This window comes from Streptomyces sp. NPDC051563 (assembly GCF_044454225.1).
Lineage (GTDB): Bacteria > Actinomycetota > Actinomycetes > Streptomycetales > Streptomycetaceae > Streptomyces.
In genome coordinates, this window is record NZ_JBITDL010000019.1 from 110,089 (window position 1) to 128,337 (window position 18,249).

General features: G+C 67.2%; 27 protein-coding genes and 1 other RNA gene. 3 read left to right on the forward strand and 25 right to left on the reverse strand.

Features of this window, described 5'->3' with window-relative positions; genetic code table 11:
* Positions 1–29: 29 nt before the first annotated feature.
* From ACIA8F_RS23345 to ACIA8F_RS23465, 25 genes are all read right to left on the reverse strand, one after another.
* Entirely contained in the window at positions 30–209 is a 180-nt protein-coding gene (locus tag ACIA8F_RS23345; protein ID WP_399381444.1) for a helix-turn-helix domain-containing protein, read from the reverse strand.
* The gene (locus ACIA8F_RS23350; RefSeq protein ID WP_399381446.1) at positions 209–484 is read right to left on the reverse strand and encodes a hypothetical protein; all 276 of its coding nucleotides are present in this window, start codon (positions 482–484) and stop codon (positions 209–211) included. Before ACIA8F_RS23350 ends, ACIA8F_RS23345 begins: the two co-directional genes overlap by 1 nt.
* Complete coding sequence (locus tag ACIA8F_RS23355; RefSeq protein WP_399381448.1) at positions 481–717, reverse strand: hypothetical protein; 237 nt, start codon at positions 715–717, stop codon at positions 481–483. Before ACIA8F_RS23355 ends, ACIA8F_RS23350 begins: the two co-directional genes overlap by 4 nt.
* Before the next feature lie 15 nt (positions 718–732).
* Positions 733–1,158, reverse strand: a complete 426-nt coding sequence (locus tag ACIA8F_RS23360; protein WP_399381450.1) for a hypothetical protein — start codon at positions 1,156–1,158, stop codon at positions 733–735.
* A complete protein-coding gene (locus ACIA8F_RS23365) occupies positions 1,155–1,508 on the reverse strand; it encodes a hypothetical protein (RefSeq protein ID WP_399381452.1) in 354 nt (117 codons plus the stop codon). Before ACIA8F_RS23365 ends, ACIA8F_RS23360 begins: the two co-directional genes overlap by 4 nt.
* Before the next feature lie 55 nt (positions 1,509–1,563).
* Positions 1,564–2,370: a hypothetical protein gene (locus ACIA8F_RS23370; protein WP_399381454.1), complete on the reverse strand. Its 807-nt coding sequence runs from the start codon at positions 2,368–2,370 to the stop codon at positions 1,564–1,566.
* Positions 2,371–2,725: 355 nt separating this feature from the next.
* Entirely contained in the window at positions 2,726–2,926 is a 201-nt protein-coding gene (locus ACIA8F_RS23375; protein ID WP_399381456.1) for a hypothetical protein, read from the reverse strand.
* Entirely contained in the window at positions 2,923–3,495 is a 573-nt protein-coding gene (locus ACIA8F_RS23380) for a hypothetical protein (protein WP_399381458.1), read from the reverse strand. Before ACIA8F_RS23380 ends, ACIA8F_RS23375 begins: the two co-directional genes overlap by 4 nt.
* A 15-nt stretch (positions 3,496–3,510) precedes the next feature.
* On the reverse strand, positions 3,511–3,924 hold the full coding sequence (locus ACIA8F_RS23385) for a hypothetical protein (protein WP_399381459.1): 414 nt from the start codon (positions 3,922–3,924) through the stop codon (positions 3,511–3,513).
* An 18-nt stretch (positions 3,925–3,942) separates the two neighbouring features.
* A complete protein-coding gene (locus tag ACIA8F_RS23390) occupies positions 3,943–5,241 on the reverse strand; it encodes a DNA cytosine methyltransferase (RefSeq protein WP_399381460.1) in 1,299 nt (432 codons plus the stop codon).
* A 40-nt stretch (positions 5,242–5,281) separates the two neighbouring features.
* Entirely contained in the window at positions 5,282–5,815 is a 534-nt protein-coding gene (locus tag ACIA8F_RS23395; RefSeq protein WP_399381461.1) for a hypothetical protein, read from the reverse strand.
* Positions 5,816–5,830: 15 nt separating this feature from the next.
* A complete protein-coding gene (locus tag ACIA8F_RS23400; protein WP_399381462.1) occupies positions 5,831–6,154 on the reverse strand; it encodes a hypothetical protein in 324 nt (107 codons plus the stop codon).
* A gap of 71 nt (positions 6,155–6,225) precedes the next feature.
* Complete coding sequence (locus tag ACIA8F_RS23405) at positions 6,226–6,516, reverse strand: hypothetical protein (protein WP_254382809.1); 291 nt, start codon at positions 6,514–6,516, stop codon at positions 6,226–6,228.
* The gene (locus tag ACIA8F_RS23410; RefSeq protein WP_399381464.1) at positions 6,513–6,842 is read right to left on the reverse strand and encodes a hypothetical protein; all 330 of its coding nucleotides are present in this window, start codon (positions 6,840–6,842) and stop codon (positions 6,513–6,515) included. Before ACIA8F_RS23410 ends, ACIA8F_RS23405 begins: the two co-directional genes overlap by 4 nt.
* Positions 6,839–7,384: an antirestriction protein ArdA gene (locus tag ACIA8F_RS23415; RefSeq protein ID WP_254382807.1), complete on the reverse strand. Its 546-nt coding sequence runs from the start codon at positions 7,382–7,384 to the stop codon at positions 6,839–6,841. The genes ACIA8F_RS23410 and ACIA8F_RS23415 overlap by 4 nt, the downstream gene beginning before the upstream one ends.
* Positions 7,385–7,442: 58 nt before the next feature.
* The gene (locus ACIA8F_RS23420; protein ID WP_399381466.1) at positions 7,443–7,622 is read right to left on the reverse strand and encodes a hypothetical protein; all 180 of its coding nucleotides are present in this window, start codon (positions 7,620–7,622) and stop codon (positions 7,443–7,445) included.
* An 18-nt stretch (positions 7,623–7,640) separates the two neighbouring features.
* An RNA gene (locus ACIA8F_RS23425) (hammerhead ribozyme type II) lies at positions 7,641–7,705 on the reverse strand.
* 9 nt (positions 7,706–7,714) lie between these two features.
* On the reverse strand, positions 7,715–8,122 hold the full coding sequence (locus ACIA8F_RS23430) for a hypothetical protein (RefSeq protein WP_399381468.1): 408 nt from the start codon (positions 8,120–8,122) through the stop codon (positions 7,715–7,717).
* Entirely contained in the window at positions 8,119–8,454 is a 336-nt protein-coding gene (locus tag ACIA8F_RS23435; protein WP_399381470.1) for a hypothetical protein, read from the reverse strand. The genes ACIA8F_RS23430 and ACIA8F_RS23435 overlap by 4 nt, the downstream gene beginning before the upstream one ends.
* Positions 8,455–8,463: 9 nt before the next feature.
* Entirely contained in the window at positions 8,464–8,874 is a 411-nt protein-coding gene (locus ACIA8F_RS23440; protein WP_399381472.1) for a hypothetical protein, read from the reverse strand.
* A 29-nt stretch (positions 8,875–8,903) separates the two neighbouring features.
* The gene (locus ACIA8F_RS23445; protein WP_399381473.1) at positions 8,904–9,221 is read right to left on the reverse strand and encodes a hypothetical protein; all 318 of its coding nucleotides are present in this window, start codon (positions 9,219–9,221) and stop codon (positions 8,904–8,906) included.
* Positions 9,222–9,299: 78 nt separating this feature from the next.
* Positions 9,300–10,106, reverse strand: coding sequence for a hypothetical protein (locus tag ACIA8F_RS23450; protein ID WP_399381475.1), 807 nt, complete (start codon positions 10,104–10,106; stop codon positions 9,300–9,302).
* An 88-nt stretch (positions 10,107–10,194) separates the two neighbouring features.
* Complete coding sequence (locus ACIA8F_RS23455) at positions 10,195–10,782, reverse strand: hypothetical protein (protein ID WP_399381476.1); 588 nt, start codon at positions 10,780–10,782, stop codon at positions 10,195–10,197.
* 1,375 nt (positions 10,783–12,157) lie between these two features.
* Positions 12,158–12,967, reverse strand: coding sequence for a hypothetical protein (locus ACIA8F_RS23460; RefSeq protein WP_399381477.1), 810 nt, complete (start codon positions 12,965–12,967; stop codon positions 12,158–12,160).
* A gap of 11 nt (positions 12,968–12,978) precedes the next feature.
* Positions 12,979–13,869, reverse strand: a complete 891-nt coding sequence (locus ACIA8F_RS23465; protein ID WP_399381479.1) for a helix-turn-helix domain-containing protein — start codon at positions 13,867–13,869, stop codon at positions 12,979–12,981.
* Between the two features lie 799 nt (positions 13,870–14,668).
* On the opposite strand from ACIA8F_RS23465, the gene ACIA8F_RS23470 reads away from it, so the two are divergent.
* The 3 genes from ACIA8F_RS23470 to ACIA8F_RS23480 all read left to right on the forward strand — a co-directional run bounded on the left by ACIA8F_RS23470 (position 14,669) and on the right by ACIA8F_RS23480 (position 18,248).
* The gene (locus ACIA8F_RS23470; protein ID WP_399381603.1) at positions 14,669–15,094 is read left to right on the forward strand and encodes a hypothetical protein; all 426 of its coding nucleotides are present in this window, start codon (positions 14,669–14,671) and stop codon (positions 15,092–15,094) included.
* A 353-nt stretch (positions 15,095–15,447) separates the two neighbouring features.
* Positions 15,448–16,785: a terminase gene (locus tag ACIA8F_RS23475; protein WP_399381481.1), complete on the forward strand. Its 1,338-nt coding sequence runs from the start codon at positions 15,448–15,450 to the stop codon at positions 16,783–16,785.
* Between the two features lie 35 nt (positions 16,786–16,820).
* The gene (locus ACIA8F_RS23480; protein ID WP_399381482.1) at positions 16,821–18,248 is read left to right on the forward strand and encodes a phage portal protein; all 1,428 of its coding nucleotides are present in this window, start codon (positions 16,821–16,823) and stop codon (positions 18,246–18,248) included.
* The last annotated feature ends 1 nt before the right edge of the window (position 18,249 follow it).

Genomic DNA, 18,249 nt, shown 5'->3' on the forward strand with positions numbered 1-18,249 from the left:
CTCTCCTCAGTTGGGGGCGGGCGGAGCCGTCACCCGTAGTGGTCTTCGAGGTACGCGACGATGTCGCGCTCACGGAATCGGAGGAGGCGGCCAACCTTCTGGGGCCGCAGTCCCCACGTCCGGTACTTGTTCTTGACGGTGATCTCGCTGACCTTCAGCCACGAGGCCACCTCTTTCGGCGTCAACAGCCGGTTGCTCCCGCCCTGCATCAGCGCCAGGTCACCTGCGTGGCTGTGTCCACGGCTCGCCAGGCGGCTTCGGCGGAGGCCAGGGCCTGCTTGCGCTCGTCTTGGAGCTGCTGAACTTGTGCAGTTACGAGCTTCAGGTCCTTCACCCCGAGTAGCTTCGCGACTCGTCCGAGCATCTCCGCCGGGTCCTCCGCCGGGGGCTGCTGGGCGGGGCGCGAGTACACCCGGCACTCTTGTCCGCTGGCGCCGAGGACCCAGCCCCAGCCGTTCCTTAGCGCCTTCTCGGTGGGCTTCAAGCGGCGGCTCCGAAGTAGTCCGCCCGAGAGAGGGACGTCAGGTGGTACATGCCGTGCTCGCATTCGTAGTAGCGGTTCTCGAAGGTGACTCCTCGGCCGGTGCCTCGCCGGTCGGCAACGCCGCGCCGTTTGGCCTGCGCCTTGCCTAGGGCTCGCTCAGCGGCTCGGGGGTCGGGGTAGGCCCGCTTCGAGCCGCAGGGGCAGGCCCTGAAGTCGATGGTTCTGGTGGTCATCTCGTTCTCCTGTTCCTACTTGCGGAACCCCTCGCAGGGGCAGGTGGGTATCTGACAGGCACCTCGGGCGGCCGAGGCCGCGGAGTGGGTAAAGGGGGCATGGCCGCACTCGTCGTGCTGGCAGTACCCCTTCCACTTCTTGCCGTCGTGATTGGCCAGCATCGCGCCAGGACTGTGGAGCGAGACGATGCGTCCTGTGCCGCCGAAGGCCATCTTGGAGGCGAAGGTCTTGGCCTCGGCCTCGTTGCCGAAGGGGGCGAAGTTCAGGCCGCGGTGACCATCGCTCCATGTGTGGACGAGGGCCACCCAGTCGCGCATCTGGAGGATGGACCCGATCTCCTTGATTAGGGCCTTGGCCATCTGGTCGGCGTTGTCGAAGCCGGGGTCTTCCAGGACGGCCTTGACCGCGTCTACCTCCTCGCGGCGGGGGGTGATCCTCACCGGCGCCCTGCCGGAGCGACTAGCCGCTCAAGGCGACCCAGGACTTCAGGCAGGGTGCCGGCCGACGCGCCGGACCGGATGTCGGCCACGAGCCTGCGCAGCTCGCTCTTCAATGCCGGCATCGACACCGGGCCGGTGAGGTCCGCCACAAGTTCCGCCGTCGCCGGGGTGGGGTCGACCACCTCGACGGGGAATCGGAACCAGTCGGCATCCAAGGCCCAGGCGTAGCCGATGACTTGCCAGCCACCGCCCAGGATCTTGAATCCCGCGTCGCCGTCAGCGTCTCGGATCTCGGTGCCGACCGGCAGCTCGTCGAGAACGGCGGGGGTGGTGATGGGGTTGTTGGTCACTGCGTCCCCTCCTTCTGCTGAGAACACTATTACATTGACCCCATCAGTTCAACTCTTACATTCGCTGGGCGAGGAGCCGGAGCTTGTCGCCGAGGGCGTAGGCCGAGCGGTCGTTGACGAGAACCTCGTCGAAGGCCCACCCCGCAAGTGCGTTCTCGCTGGTGTGGTCCGAGGCCGGAATCAGCGTCTGGCCGGGCCGCACGACGTTGACCACCACGCCACCCCGCCGAACGATCTCTGCGGCCTCGTTGGGGAATCGGACATCGGTGATGACCGTCGGCCCCCACCCCGCCGCGTCACGGAAGAGGGCATCAACCCAGATGTTCTCGCCGAGAACGGTTCTGCCGGCCTCGGTGCCACAACGCTGAAGATAGGCCCGCACTTCAGGATGGGCCGACTTGGTGTAGCTCCAACCGTATCGGTCCACCTCCTCGGCAAGCGGGAAGCTCCCGTTGATCTCGTCGTCCACGGTCCACGGGTTGACGGCGTACAGGAAGTCCTTGACCTTGTCGGCGAAGGCGCGACGCTGCCAACCGATTGCCACGAGGGCCTTGGCTGCGGTGTCCTTGCCGGAACCGGCAGCGCCGGCCAGTCCGATCAAGGTGACAGGGTTCGGCAGCGCGCCCAGGAGGTCCACGTCAGATCCCGACAGAACGGAGACCCAGTTCTGCCGACTGGGTACGGCGTTGGGGTCCACGTCTACGTGAAGCCGGAAGACCTGGCGGCGCGGGCCGTCCCAAGCCGCAGTCCTCACCTGAGGATCGGCGACAAGGTACCCCTCACGGGTAACGGTGTGCCCTCGGGTGTCGCGGCCGGTGGCGCGGACCCGCTGCCCAGTTACCAGATGGATCTTCATTTTCATGTTCAGATTTCCCTGCTGTCGATGAGGCGGTAGAGACCCGGTGCGCGAACGTGGCCGTGGCACACATCGCAGTCACACCGGTGGAGGCAGAGCGAGCAGCCGGGCTCGTCGCAGTACGGATCGGGGCCGTGCCAGGTGTGGGAGGGGTCGGGTTCTGGGCATCCCCACCCGGCGCAAGAAGAGTCCCGCGACCAGGTCGGGTACACGATGTGCTCGCGTTGGCCGAGGAGCCCGTGCGCGACGTGCTCACCAGGGCAGTCCACTCGGGAGCGGTCCGCGCTACCTTGAGTCAGGAAGGCCGCCCGGCATCCGGTGCACTGGAAGCGACCCTCGGGGCGAAGCCGGAGGAGATGCTTCACTGGGCATCCCGCGTGGGCCGACCGTAGAGGCGCCCGACCGAGTCGACGCCCCATGTGTGGCCGGGGTCCAGCCACAGGTCGAGGTCGGCATCGATGTCTGATCCGCAGCGGGAGCAGGCGAACTCCCCGCCCGGGACGGCGTACAGGAGTCCTTGACCGCAGGGTCCGCACCAGACGTAGTCCACCCCGGCCTTCACGCGACGACCTGCCGTCGACCGACATGCAGTGCGAGGGCCTGCTTGGCCGCGGTGACCGCCCAGTCGAATCCGTAGTGGCCCCAGCAGGCGTCTATCTCTTCCCAGGTAGACATGGTGGCGCCCTGGTCGTCAACGCGCAGCCAATCGACGGCCTCCTCGACGATGTAGCCGTACACGTCTCCCTCGGCCCACGCCTGGTACTCGGCACGTTCGGCGTCGAGGTACGCCTCGGGCAGCATGCCGAGGTCTTCAGCGTCCTCGCGCATCAGGTACCAGAGGGATACGGGCCCTCGTGCCGGGCGGGACTCGATGACGATCGCGTTGTGGAAGATCCGGGCCCAGCGAGTGAAGGTGTCGATGCCCTTCCAGCGGTTCCAGCTCACGCGCTCCCAGGCTTCGGCCAGGGGGCCGCCGTCCTTGTCGACGGGGGCGTACTGGCCGAGGTGGGTGTCGACGGTGATCACGTGGGCCAGGTGGTCGAAGTCCTCGCGCGGGTTGCGGGCGTCCTCATCGGGGACCAGGCGGACGCGGAAGCGGCCGTCGTTGGTGGTGGTGATGGTCTCGGTCATGGTTCTCCGTGCGGGTCAGAGGGTCGGGGCGGTGAAGTGGATGTCGCAGGACGTCCGGCGGCACGGCCGGCCGAGGGCGGTAATGAACTGCCGGTGGGCCTCGAAGGCTTCGGTCAGCCAGTCGTCGCCCTCGACGAAGTCGGGCCGCTTCTCGGCCCACCGGGCGCGGACCTTCGCGACGTCGGGTATCTCGTAGAACTCGCTGGCGCCGTGCTGGCGGATGAGGTCGATCCAGGAGGCTCGGACTCGGTCGTATCCGCGTCGGGAGTGGTCGTATCCGGAGGCAGGGTCGATGTCCTCGATCGCGACGCCGGAGGCGATGCAGATGCCGGCGCGGGCGTCGGCCATGGAGGTGAGCCGGTCCGCCTCGCAGACGGGGCAGTCGAGGGGGCTGCGGGCGTAGTGCATGAGCAGGAGGTTCGCGCGCATGGTCTCTTCCTCGGGTGGTCAGGCGGCGAGCACGTGAACGGGCTCGGCAGGGGTGAGGGTGGGGGTGTAGATGTCGGCGAGGTACCGGCGGAGGTGGTCCTCCCAGTGCCGAGAGAGGAGGCTGCCGATGACGACGGCGCTCATCGGTGGGGCAACGACGTCGCCGATCTGCTGCGTGCAGCTCGACCGGGAGCCGGTCCACGGGTAGCCAGGGCGGAAGCCCACCAGGAGGGCGGCCTCGTCGAGGCTGAATGTCCGGTCCTTGTCGTGCTCCCAGTACCAGCCACGGATTTTGCTGGTGATGCCGGTCGCGGGTTTGTCCGCCGACCAGCAGTTCCCGCCCGCCGTCTTGCGGAAGCCTCTGGTGTTGACGCGGATACCTTCGGGCCAGCCGAGCGCCTGGGCGGCGGCGGTGGCCGGCATGGGCGCCTTGGGCGTGAGAGCGTCCATGTCGACGTAAGCGTGGCGGGCCGCCATGAGGAAGACGCGCTTGCGCCGGGAGGCGAGGCCGTAGTCCACGGCGTCAAGGACGCGGTACTCCGCGCTGCACCAGTCCGCCGACCACAGTTCTTCGCGCAGTCCGTCGAGGATGAGCTCGGGCAGGGCCGAGCTCTGTTCCATGGCCAGCCAGCGGAGGTTGTCCCACTGGGCGGTGAGGGTGAGCGCCCAGATCAGCACCTCGGCGACGAGGCCGATTCGCTCGTCCGTCATGTCGGCGATCGGGGCGCGGACCTCGTCCAGGGTGAGCAAGGGGCCGGTGAACCCCGCGTAGCCGTCCCAGTCGGGGTTGTTGCAGATGAGGCAGATGTCCTCCACCTCGCAGGCGCCGCAGTCTGCGCTGTCGTGCCAGTGTCCGAAGGTGGCCTCGAACGCCGCCGTGAAGATATCGAGCAGCAGTTCCTGATTGCGGGGGTCGAGTCCGGCACGCTTGCCGGCCGGTGACCAGCACTGGCAGGGCGCGGAGACGATCAGTCCGCGTACCCAGCGCAGCGCCGGGTGCTTCGGGTTGAGGGAGCGGACGTCGGCGGTGATGCGTCGGAACCCTGCCGCGCAGGCGGTTGCTGAAGCGCCCTTGTGCATTTCGACGCCCACGATGTCGAGCTCGTGTTGCAGCACGTCCCGTACGCCGACGTCCCAGCCTCCCGGTCCCGCGAAGAGGTTGACGACTCGGTCGGGGTCCCCGGGCTTCGGGGGGGAGAGCCAGTGGGCGGGCCAGGGCGCGGCGATCTCCGCGAGTTCTTCCGGTGTCTTGCCGGAAAGGTCCAGGTCGTCGGGGACGCCGAGCGCTCCGGCGGTGTCGAGGCGGGTCAGGGACATCAGGCCACGTCCACGACGTTGACGGATGAGTCGAGGGTGATCACGGCGTTCCCTCGGCGTAGGCGGCTATCCGGGCGTGGAGGTCGGTGATCTTCGTGTCGGCCTTGCGCAGCTCGTCGCAGACCTGTCCGCGGTGCGCCTCGGCGTTGCGGAGGCGGGCTTCGAGCTCCAGGCGCTCGCTGATCCGACGCCAGTGCGGGTACTCCGCCTCAAACCGGTCGGCGGCTTCATCAACCATCTGGCCGAGGCGTCGGGCTGCGGACGTGTCCCAACCGACCTCCTTTTCGACCTGGTTGGTGTACTCCCAGCGGTGCAGGGCGTTGTCCCATCGCCAGCGCCCCAGCCTGCTGACCTGCTCGTCAAGGGACCGGATACGCCGGGCGCCGACGCGGTAGTACCGCCCCCGGATCTTCAGGAAGCCGGGCTGCTCCTCGTCGGTCGAGGAGCTGATGGCCAGGCGGGAATAGACGACATGCTTCCGCGTGCCTCCCCAGTTCTCCTCCGCCGTCTTGGCTGGTAGGGCCGTGACGTTGAGGTCTCCCTCGGGGAACGTGAACGTCGCGTGGTGGTTCATGGAGGTCTCCATCGGTCAGGCGGGGATGCTGTAGGGCAGGCCGGCACGGAGGGCGGCTGCAAGTTCCTTGGCCGCGCGCTTGAACTGGCCGAGGGCTTCCATCGCGAGGGCCCAGTCGCCCGTGGGGAGGTCGCGGATGTCGTCCATCCACGTCAGGCAGGCGTGCGGGCTGAGGTAGTGGAGCAGGGTGCCGTCCGTGCCGACGACGACTACTTCGGCGGGGTCGAACCAGGCCGTATCGAGGTCGAGGAGGTGCCCGCAGTGATCGCAGAGGAAGAGGCTGGAGGGCTGGGCCCCGTAGGGGCCGATGCCGCAGTCGCGGCAGGTCATCGAGCTCATAGGTATCCCTTGGAGGGCGCCCGCCCCGTGTCCTTCGACGGGCGGGGCGGGCGCGGACTTGATGTGTGGGGTCAGAGGTCGAGCTGAGCGATGAGCTCGGTGACGAGCTGCTGCTCGTAGAGGGTCAGAGGGGGGCGCGCGGCCTTCGGCTCGTCCTTGAACCAGGCGGCCGGCCAGATGACGGTGGGGAGCGCGAGAATCAGCGCTTCGGCAGCGTCGGCCAGGTTCAGCCCGGCAACGTGCTCGTCTTCCCAGGACCAGGTACGGCCCGGCTCGGGCTCCTGGCGCATCGTGGCGATGGCCTCGTCCAGCTCGGTGACGAGGTGCTTGACCCGGTCGTTCAGCGGGATGTTCGTCGTCATCGGTACGCGTTGGCGATCTCGATGACTTCCTTCGACTGGATCTCCTCGAAGACAGGGCCCAGCTCGTACCACTCGTTCTCGTTCTCGTTGAGCCAGTCGCGCAGGCCGTCCTCGTCGAAGAGTTCACCGTCCTCGTCGACGAACTCCTCCGGTACGTCGAGGTCGATCTCGATCTCCCCGTGGGTGATGGTCTCGACGGGGAACTTCACGGTCATCTTCATCAGGGCGTCCTTCAGGTACAGGCCGATGCGGCAGAAAGCACAGGTCAGGTCTTCGTCGAGGAGCTCGGGAACGGCTCTGCACTCGACACAGGGTTCGGTGTTCATCGCGGGCTGAAGACGTAGATGCCGCCGTACGCGGGCTCGGCGTGAAGGCCGCTGGAGAAGAGCTCCTCGGCGGCGCGGTCCCAGTCGATCGAGTTCCACGGCCAGCGCGTCATGCGCTCCGTGTCCTCGGAAGACTTCTCCTCGGCCCACTCCTGGGCGTAGTGCCCCTCGGACTCGTGGAAGCCGCGGTACTCCTCGCGGAAGCGGTCGAGCCAGTGGGCGTTGTCGACGTCGTCGCCCCACTCGGCGACCCAGGCTGAGAACGGGCCGAGCTCGTCGTGCGTGAGGCCCTGAAGGGCCTCGGCGATCTCGGCGGCGTGCGCTGGGGAGCACTCCCCCTCAAGGGCGCCGTGGAACTCGTCGTGGTCCGTGACCCACAGCTCTTCGTGGTCCGTTGATCCACCATGAAGATCTTCGGGGGTGACAAGGTCTCCTGTGTCGGCGTCGTACCAATCCCCGGTCAGATAGCCGGAGTTGTAGCAGGCCAGGCAGCAAATCCAGACGCGCGGCTGGACGGTCATGGACAGGGTTGAGGCGGTCATGTGGTCCTCGCTGTCAAAGGGGGCCGCCGGGCCAGTCGCCCGGCCCGGCGGAGAGTGTTCAGCTCTGGGTGGCGCGGCCGTGGACGTAGCCGCTGAGGGTTCGCGCGCCCTTGATGGCGTAGTGGGCGACGAACACCGACGCCACGAACAGCACGATGTTGGGGCTCTTCTCGCCCAGCAGGGTCCAGACGGCGCTGGCGAGGATGACGGGCAAGAGGGCGTCGAAGATCTGTTTCATGGGACTCCTTGTGCGCGATGCGGGCTGGCATCGTCAGGCGGGGCAAACCAGCGCCCCGCGACCCCCTTTCGGAGGTTTCGCCTGGTGATCGCTTAGCGGTCGGAGTCTTCGAGTACGGGCCACAGCTCCCGTGTGCGGTAGGCCCCGATCGACTTGTGCAGGTCGTCCAGGGCGCCCTGGAGGTCACGGACGCACGGGTCGCACAGGAACCGCCGGTCATTCGGAGAGCGCGTGTACGGGCCCCGGCGCCCAGTGGCCGGGCCGCACAGCTCACAGAGCCCTCCACCCTGGATGTGCTGGAAGACGACGGTCTTGCGGCCGTTGTGCGGGCTGGTGCTCTCGACGTAGGCGTGGCCCTCGTGGGCGGCGGCCTGGAACGCCAGGCGGTAGCCGTCGTCGTGCCAGGTACCGCCGTGCTGCCAAGCCCCGCACGAGCCGTCGTGGTCTTCGGGCTGCTCGTATCCGCAGTCGCAGATGTAGAGGTCGTAGGGCCAGGTCACTTGGCCCTCCCCGACAAGGGCTCCTTGGTGGGCCTGCCGACCAGCACGGTCGCGAAGTTGGCCATGACGACCATGGCCATGTGCTCAAGATCCGGACCACCGTCCGGTACGGGTGCTCCGAGCATCCGCAGGGTGGACAGGCAGCGGGCTACGAGACCAGCCATGCCGTTCGTGTCCACGAGGTGTGCGCAGAGTTCGCAGGCTCGCCACCGGCCATCATTCAGGAGCGGCGTCACCACCCCCTCGATGGTCATCAGGGCGACGCGGGCCCGGTCCTGGGGGACGTAGAGCCACCGGGCGCCGGGCAGGCCGCAGAAGTCACACTCGACCATCGCTCCGCCTCAGGCCGTCAGGGCGAGCTGAGACGTCTCGCCCTTGTAGTGGGAGTCGCCTTCGTCGTCGCTCTCGGCGTGGCACTCCAGCCACAATTCGGCAGCACGGAACTGGTCGTGGGCCTTGAGGAAGTCCGCGAGGCGCTCGACCTCCCCGCAGTTCAGGTGCTCGGCGATGCCGGACGCCAGCATGCCGTCGTCAAGGAGGTCCACCAGGTCATCCGCTGCGGTCCGCAGTACGTAGAGCTCGTCTTCCAGGGCGCCGACGATGTCGGCCGCGATGGTCAGCGCGACAACCGTGCTGTCACGGTGGGTACGCATGACACCCCAGGGATTCAGGAGGCGACGGAGCCTGGACGGGTCGGCCGGCATGCCCTTGCGGTTCATGAAGGGCAGGGTGAGGCGCTTGAAGGCACGCATGTGTGTCACTCCGGTGGTGGTGGGGTCGTCTACAGGCAAAGCAGGGGCGGGGTGATGAGGGAGAGCTCGGGCTTGACCTCCTGAACGGAGATGCCATGGGGCTCCCAGAACCCGCAGTCGGGATCGCCTTCGCACAGGCAGTCACGGCGGGAGGTCTCAACGAGGGCCTCGGCGCCGAAGCGGGCAAAGCTCAGGGCGTCGTCCCGGTCGTCGAACCGGGTCTCCTCGCGGTGGTCGTAGGTGACGACGTATCGGTCCTTGCCGGTCCGCCGGATCTCCCAGAGTCCGAGAAGGTCGGCGACCTCGTTCCAGACACGGACCTCGTACGGGCGGGTGGCAGTGCGCATGTGTCCTCGCATTCGGATGGAGAGCCACCCCTCCCCGGGAGGGGAGGCGCAGGGAGGGGTGGCGGTTCAGGGGAGAGGTCAGGCCGGCATGAGGGCGAGCTGCCCCGAGATCTCGTTGCGCAGGAAGTCACGACCCAGCGCGAGGAAGTGCTCACCGCGGCCGTGGTCGTACGCGTCTCGCACGCCGTCCCAGTCAGCCCAGCCGTCCGAGTCCTGGAACTCCAGGTCCCACAGGCAGTCGGAGGCGTGCTCGACGATGCTCTGGTGATCTGCCTCGGAGTCGTACGGGTAGTGCAGCTTCACGTCCTCCAGGGCCTCGTCGAGGTTCCCCTCGAAGACCTGGCGGCGCTGGTCGTAGTAGTCGTCCTCGTCCAGGAACGGGTGATCGTCCTTGACGAACAGGGCCAAGGCGACGGCCGCACGAAAGGCCGGGGTGTACGTACGGGTGCTGCGGCAGTCGCCCTCGCACGCCTCTCCGTGGCAGAAGTCGAGGCCGGGATCACACCCCGGCCGGCACTCCTCGGCGTGGATGCCAGGGCAGTCCTCGGGGCAGCCGCCCTCGTAGACCTGGACGAAGAGCTGGGCGTAGTCCCAGGCGCTCGTACCGCGTCCGCAGTCATACACCTGCTCGTCGGAGACCACGGTGTCCGTGCGTCCCTCGTCAGCCGCCGTGCGGATCAGGTCGCGGGCCACCTCGAAGTTCGACTTGTCGCCGATCCATCCGAAGCTGTCGTCGTGCCAGGTGAACATCTCCACGTGGGTCGGAGTGTCCTCGTTGGCGTACTTCCCCGTGTACCAGGACGGCCATGAGCGGTACGCGTCATCGAGTCGGGCCGCGTACTCGGCCAGCGTGTCCTCGGTTGGGGCGTCGAGACTGCGGTACATGGTCCTCGCGATTCGGTTGGAACGGGCGCCCCTCCCTGCCTTCAGCGCGGCAGGGGCGCCCACTTAGTTACACTCTTACATTGAGACCTCAGATGACGTCGGACTCTTCGAGCTCTACGCCCTCAACCCGGACGTCGGCGCAGTCCCAGACGAACCCGGGCAGGTTCGGCGCATCGGCGTCCACCGCAGCACGAACGGCGGCCTCGATCACGTCGCGACCATCGCGACTCTGGAGCCCTTCGTACGTGATGGTGATGGTGACCTCGGCGCGATACTCATCGACGATCGGGGAGAGCTTGAGCGACTCCAGGATCCCGCTGGCGGCATCCCTGGAAATCTCATCAGCCTGGTACGCGGCCAGGATCTGGTCGCGCACGCTCCCGCGGAACTGGCCGGCCTCACGGTCGGCCTCCTGGTAGAGCCCCTCCCACCGTCCGGCCTCGCCCTTGTAGTGGTCACGCAGCCCGACCAGCTCCGCGACCTCCAGGCCGTGATCCGTGGTCAGGTCGTTGATCACCTCGCGGAGGAGCTCGAACGCGTCGGACGCGCCCTTCAGCTTCCGCCGGGTGCCGTCCAGCTCGTAGGCAATCGCGAAGTTGCGCTCGCTCAGGTTGCAGGCCATCTCGAAGAAGGAGAGGTCGCCGAGCGGGTGGTCCTTACAGAGGTTCACAGCCATGTTGACTCCCGTCGCAGGCCGGGCAGGCGCCCGACTTCGAGCCGCAATGCGGGTTGCACTGCGGCTTCAACCGCCCCGACCTAGTTCAACTATTACAATCGGGGCAGCTTCAGCGCCCCCCGGTGGCTTCGCACCTACGCCCAAGGCGTCCGGGAGGCCCGGCCAGCAGGCCGGATGTTCATTTCGAGTGATTTGGGTGAGGCTCACTCGACGCCTCGTTCACCGTCCACCGTTCTGCCGTCCACGCTCCGCTCGCCTCACTTTCAAAGCGCGCAGTCCGCGTGCCTCACTTTCGAGGTTCGCGGTCCGTTTCCGGCCGTCCGATGGACGGTGAGCCCTAGCGCCCCAACTACATTCCTGCCGACCGAATCCTTCGACCTCCCGAACACCGCACCGCAGGGCATCCCACGGGGCAGCACAGCGAGTTGAGCCGAGAAGACCGGCGCCCGACTGCTACCGACTGGATAGGTCGATACGGGCAGCGTTCCTTTCACCTGGGGTGGCTGTACCCGAAGGGGTTCTCGATGCCGTCCGATCGCGCTTCCATCAAGCGGCAGGATGCCCTACCTACGGTCGCGCTCTCATCCGGGCCGGGGTCGCCCTTCCTTCACCCCCGACGCCTGCCTCTCGGCGGTATCGGGACGGTGGTCTTACTGTCCGCTCAGCGGCATGTAGGCCAGCAGGCGGGGAGTGTGTGTGCCGTTCCGGCGGGGCCGGTCTGGCGTTGGCTCCGACCCTAGCGGGCCTCGACCTGGTTTCGCAACTCTTACATTCGCTTGTTGCGATCCGCCGTCCCGCTCCATCGGCGGCGCCGCTCATGCGGCCCGTTCTCGACTTCCCGGTCTGGCGTTGGGTCCGAACCTAGTAGATCGGAGCCCGGTTTCGCAACTCTTGCATTCGCTTCGAGTGCCGCCCCCACCCCGTCCGGCCTGCCTTGCGACTGGCGTTCCGTGGTGGCGACATGGAGAACACTACGGGCAGTAGTCACACTCTTGCAAATCCAACCCTAAAGTCGCAGGTCAGAGCGTGTTTCAAGCCTGCGCAGAAGGGGCCTGAGTGGCGCTGTGAGGCCCGTTCCGGGCCCGATCCTGCCGCTCCCCCGGGCCCTGCCCGCCATGTCCTGAGGCTGGCGCCTGTCTGCCTTGGGGGGTGCGGGGGGTGAGTGCCTGCACGACGCGCGGAGGGTAGCGCACAGGCAGCGGACAGCCGGAGGCGGGAGCCGGGCAGGGGTGGGGGGTGACCCCCGGTATACGCGCACGCGGACCGCCACGTCTTAGCAGCTCGGATTCCGCCACGGTTCCAGGGTCGCTCACAGGCCGACGGCCCGCCTGCCACCTGGGCAAACGGGCCGCGAGCCGTGCTGAACAATGCCGCCTTACGCAGCCTGGGCCTCTCCGAGATACCGATATCCAGACCGTTCGGAACACCCGAGGCGCTCCGCCAACGTGAGCCCGGTGACCTTCTCGCCGCTGGCCTTCATGGCGGCGATCGTGTTCTTCACGACGCCGGGGGAAACCGCCTTCCTCTGGGCCCGCTGGCGGTGGGGCTTCGACTCCGTGGCGGCGGCCTCCGCCAGCTCCTCCGCGATCTCGTCGACCAGGCCGGCGGCGTCGGCGGTCAGCTCGTCGACGGTCTCTGTCAGTTCCTCGTAGCTGTTGGCGATGCCGTGGCTCTTCGAGACGAGCTGGCGGCCTGCCAGGTCGAGCGCCTCCGCCAGTTCGCCCGCCAGGTAGGCAGTCGTCTCTTCGGCTTCCCGCACCCGGTCCCAGGCCGCCAGTTCTTCGGCCGGCATGGCTGCCATGTGCAGCATGTGTGCCACGACCAGCGGCGGCACCGAGGAGACGACCGCTACCAGCAGAGCGGAGGTCGTCATGTACCCACGGTCGATCAGGTGGGCCACGACCTGAGCTGACAGTGCCAGCGCCAGCGCAACCCCGGCGCCGATGGTGGCAGTGACGCGGCCCGGGGCCTTGGCAAGGTGGCGCTGGGTGGCAATGACGGCGGCGCACGCGGCATAGGCGGAGACACAGACCGGCATGAGCCAGGTGACCCATCCCCGCCAGCCAGCGATCTCTGCCATTCGGATTTCGCCAGGTACGGACATGACGAGGGCTGCCACCAAGACAAGGGGCCTGCCGCCGACGAAGACGGCCTTGGCGTACCAGGGCATCTGCATATTGGTCATCACTTCGCCCCTCACGCGGCCATGGCGGCGCGGCAGCGCTCACGGCCCTGCCGGGCGGTGGCCAGGTCATCAAGCGTTGACTCCGGCTCGGCGGGCACGGTTCCCGCCAAGAGCGCGGCGGCCCGGTCGAGCTCTGCCTTGCAGGTGGCGCACACTTCACCGTGGCGGCCGAGCGGGAAGGGTGCCCGGCAGACCTCGCAGCGGTCACGGGTGTCCGGAAGCGGCTTGGGCTTCGGGGCCGGCCGCTCGGGCATCTGGTTCTTGAGGCGGTAGGAGATCAGCGCGGCGGCGGAGTCGACGTTCTCGGGAAGGCGGGCCATCAGCGCGGCGGTGATCTTCGCAGCGTTGTGGCCCTCCGCCAGCCAGACGGCGGCGAGCGGTGCCAAGCGAAGGACCTCGGCTGTGCTCAGCTTCAGGCGGGGCTCGATCCCGCCGAGGTGGGCAAGCGCAGCGGCGGCCCGGCCCGTTTCGGCGTCAGCCGGGGCGTGGTCGTTAGTCGTGTCGGAGGCTTCTTCCTCCTCCTCGACGTCTGCCTCATCGGCCTGCTGCGGCGTCGGGACGGGGAGGAGGTTCTTTCCCTGGTTCTTTATCCCCTTGGGGGAATCGCCGACGCGCCGAGCATTCGGATCACCGGCCGCCGGGATGCGGTCCATCGGAAGGTCAGAGATGTGGGACTGGGTACCCCAGAGCCCGGTCTCGGGGTCCTGGCCGCGTTCCCGCCGCAGATACCCCGCGCTCTCCAGCGCGGTGAACGCCTTCGCGACGGCTCGCCGGCCTTCCTCGACCTGGTCGGTGATGGTGTCGATGGTGGCCCGCGTACCGTCCGGCAGGGACAGGAGCGTAACAAGCAGGCCCCGGGCTGTGAGGGACAAGCCGCGGTGGCGTGCGGCGGCGTTGGGCACGACCACGAAGGAGGTGGCGTGCCGGTTACGATGCACTCGCATCTAGAGGTCTCTTCTCTAGGTGAAGACCCCGGCCTGGTGTTCGCGCACCGACCGGGGTCGTTTACGTTCTGTGCTCCGCACCGTATGACAGAGTGTGACTCCAATGCAAGAGTTGACCGCATAGTGCCCCTCGGGGTCATAGAAATAGTGTGACTGCGATCACCACCTGGTCGCTTCCAGAACTCGCCGCTGCCTCCGTATATATGAGTAGAGGGGCAAGCCTCCTGGGGCTTCCCTCCGAGGGCGCCTCCGGCGCCCACCCTTCGAAGCCTCCTTCGCCGCTGCCCCCTGCCGGGGGCGCCTGTCGCAGCTCCTGTTCGCCGCTGCGTCATTCCTGACGTAGGAGGCTGATGTCCTGGACTACGTCTGACCGAAGGCTTCGCCTGCCGCCGAACTGGCCGCAGCTCCGACGCCGCGTCCTGGTCAGGGACGGCCATCGCTGCACAGCCAGAGATCAGTACGGCGTGCGCTGTGTCGAGCCCGCCACCGACGTAGACCACGTCCGGCCCGGTGACGACCACCGCGAGGCCAACCTCAGATCGCTCTGCGGGTGGCATCACCGGGCCAAGTCGTCCCGCGAAGGAGCCGCCGCGAAGGCGGCCAGCCGCAGACGCCATGACCGCAAATTCCGTCGGACCGAGGCCCACCCGGGCCTGCTGTGACCGCGCAGAGCTCCAGGCCATGAGCCCGTCGAGCCGCGCCGGCCCCCGAGGAACCCTCCCCTCGGGGGCCCATGACTTCTTTGGAGGTGAGCAAGATGTCCGGCCCCGTACCCAACCGCGAGTCAGACCTTGCTCGCCCCCGCGAACGCAAGGGCAGCGATGTTCAGCCCGTGACGCGAGGCGTTGCACGGCCCACGAAGGTGCCGAATGCCGATCGCTCCTGGCACCCCATCGCGAAGCGCCTGTGGGACTCCCTCAAGACGAGCGGCCAGGCCGACTTCTACCAGGATTCAGACTGGGCGCTCGCCTTCTCCTTGTGCGAAGACCTCTCGTACTACAAGAAGGCCGGCAAGCGTAGCGGCCAGATGCTCCAGACGATCTACAGCGCATTCGAGAGGCTGCTCGTCGCCGAGGGGGACCGGCGCCGCGTGCGCGTGGAGCTGCACGAGCCGGAACCTGAAGTGCAATCCGCGGCGGTACTCGCCATCGCCGACTACAGGCAGGATCTCGGGCTCGCCTAGTGAGGTCCCGCCTACGCAAGACGGACCGACCACCGAGGGGAGGTGAGCCCCATCCCAGCCCTCACAGCAGAAGAGATCGACGCTCTCGAACCGAGCTTCCTCGGCCCCACCTGGCAGAAGGAACCCGACGGCTCCTGGAAGCTGCCCGAGCACACTCTCGGGTGGCAGATCGCAGGTTGGGCCGCAGAGTTCCTCAACGCCGAGGACGGCGGCCCCTGGCGCTTCACGCGCGAGCAGCTCCGCTTCGTCTTGTGGTGGTACGCGGTCGACGAGAACGGCCGCTTCATCTACCGCAAGGGAGTCCTTCAGCGCCTCAAGGGCTGGGGCTTACCGGCAAGGACCCGCTCCTCGCCGTGGTCTCCCTCGTCGAGTTCGTCGGCCCCTCGCGCTTCTCTCACTGGGAAAACGGGCACCCCGTTGGCGTTCCGCACCCCCAGGCGTGGGTTCAGATCGCAGCTGTCAGCCGCGATCAGACCCGCAACACCATGACCTTGATGCCGTCCTTGATCTCGAACAAGCTGATCTCGACCTACGGCATCAAAGCAGGCGCGGAGTTGATCCGCGCGAACGGCGGCCGGCAGCGCCTCGAAGCGGTGACCAGCAGCTTTCGCGCGCTCGAAGGCGGGCGCGTCACCTTCACCGTGTTGAACGAGACCCACCACTGGGTGACGGGCAACAACGGCGACCGCATGTACGAAACGATCGACGGCAACGCCACGAAGAAGGACTCCCGGTACCTGGCGATCACGAACGCGTTCCTCCCCGGCGAGGACAGCGTCGCGGAGAAGATGCGCGAAGCGTTCGAGAAGATCCTCGACGGCCGCGCAGCGGACATCGGCGTCATGTACGACTCGATCGAGGCCCACCCCGCGACGCCCCTGACGCCCGAGGCTATCCGCATCGTTCTGCCGAAAATCCGCGGTGACGCCATCTGGCTGCGGGTCGAAACCATCCTTCAGTCGATCCTCGATACGACGATCGCACCCAGCCGCTCGCGGCGCATGTGGCTGAACCAGATCGTGGCCAGCGAGGACGCGTTGTTCGGCCCGGCCGAGTGGGACGTCCTACGCGACGACTCGAAGGTGCTCCAGCCCGGCGACGAGATCGTTTTGGGGTTCGACGGCGGCCTCCGCGACGACTCAACTTGCCTCGTGGCAGTGCGCGTTACCGACATGTACGCCTGCATTCTCGGCATCTGGGAGAAGCCCGACGGCCCTCGCGGCGACGATTGGACGGTTCCCCGGGCACAGGTCGACAGCGCTGTGCACGAGGCATTCCGCGCGTTCGACGTGAAGGCGTACTACGCGGACGTAGCACTCTGGGAGAGCTACATCAGCGAGTGGTCCGACGCCTACGGCGAGGGCCTGGCCGTGAAGGCTCCCGGTAAGGACGCCATCGGCTGGGACATGCGCGCGTCTCTGAAGGCGTCGACCATGGCGCACGAGCGCCTCATGCGCTCCATCTTCGACCGCAAGCTAGTTCACGACGGCGACCGCACACTCCGCCGGCATGCGCTCAACGCACGCCGCAGGACGAACAACTACGGCATCTCGTTCGGCAAAGAGGGCCGGGAATCGCCCAAAAAGGTCGACGCCTACGCCGCGCTGATGCTCGCGCACGAGGCCCTGGTCGACCTGCGCGCCCGAGGCAAGAAGGTCCGCAAGAGGACCGGTCGCGGCTTCTTCCTTTAACCAATTTGCAAGAGTGTAACTTAGGTGGTGATCGCGTGGCCGTGCCGACTTCCCCCACTGCGCTCGCACGCCAGCTCCTCGCGATCCTCAATCGCGACGGTGACCGCCTACGGCGGATCGACGACTACCTCCACGGCCGCCACGCCGACCCCTACATGCCGGCCATGGCGGATGACGAGTACCGACTGCTCGCCAAGCGGTCCATCTCCAACTGGCTCCCCCTGCTGGTCGGAACCCCCGCGCAGGCCCTGTACGTCGATGGCTTTCGGCCGGGAATGGTCGCGGGCGGCCTCCCCGCCCAGGCCGAAACCACTTCGGACGAGTGGGCACACTGGCAGCGGTCTCGGCTTGACGCCCGACAGGCAGCCGTCTATCGGGGTGCGCTGACGTACGGGCACAGCTTCACCGTGACCGAGCGCGATTCCGCGGGCCGGGTCCGAACGAAGGGCCTCTCCGCCCTGAAGACGGCCGCCCTGTTCGAAGACCCGGCGAACGACGACGTTCCGCATGCGGCATTGACGGTGATCGCCTGGCCATCCCCCGAGACCCTGGGCCGGGCCCGGATGTGGGATGCGCGCGAGGAGTTCACGGTCAGCTTCAAGAGCCTGGACGACGCCAAGAGCATCACCGTGTCCCGCGCCCGTCGGCATGGCGCTGGCGAGTGCCCCGTAACCCGCTTCGCGGCTCTTGTCGATCTCGAAGGCCGCACGCTCGGTGTCATTGAGCCGATGATTTGCCTACAGGATCGAATCAATCAAACGATCTTCGATCTTCTCGTCGCTCAGACCTATGCCAGCGTAAAGGTGCGCACGGCAACGGGAATGGCACCACCTATCCAGCGCGATCCGGAGACCGGTGACCCTACTCTCGACGAGCAGGGCAATCCGATACCACTTCCGATCAATCACAACGCCAGGCGATTCCTTTTCGCCGAGGATCCTGACGTCAAATTTGGAAGCCTGGATGAAACCCCGCTCGGCGGCTTCATCGACAGCGTCGATATGTCCATCCGGCATCTTGCCGCGGTCAGCCAAACCCCACCGCATCACCTTCTAGGTCAGATAGCCAACTTGAGCGCTGAAGCCCTTCTGGCTGCGGAAACTTCCCTGAGTAGAAAGATCGCCGAGTTCCGGACAGCCTTCGGGGAAAGCTGGGAACGAGTCTTTCGGCTCGCCGCCGAGCTCTCCGGACACATGGGCGCCGAGGACTATCAGGGCGATGTTATCTGGCGGGATATGGAGTCCCGCTCTCTGGCCCAGGCCGCGGACGCGCTGGGCAAGCTTCGTGAACAGCTTGGAATTCCCGCAAAGGGACTTTGGCGCCGCGTACCTGGTGTCACGCAGACCGAATTCGAGGACTGGGAGGAGCTGGCCGAGGACGAAGATTCCGTCGGACAGCTCGCTTCGGCCCTCACCCGCGCTACTACGGATTCTCGAAGCGATACCTACGCGGAAGCCGCCTGAT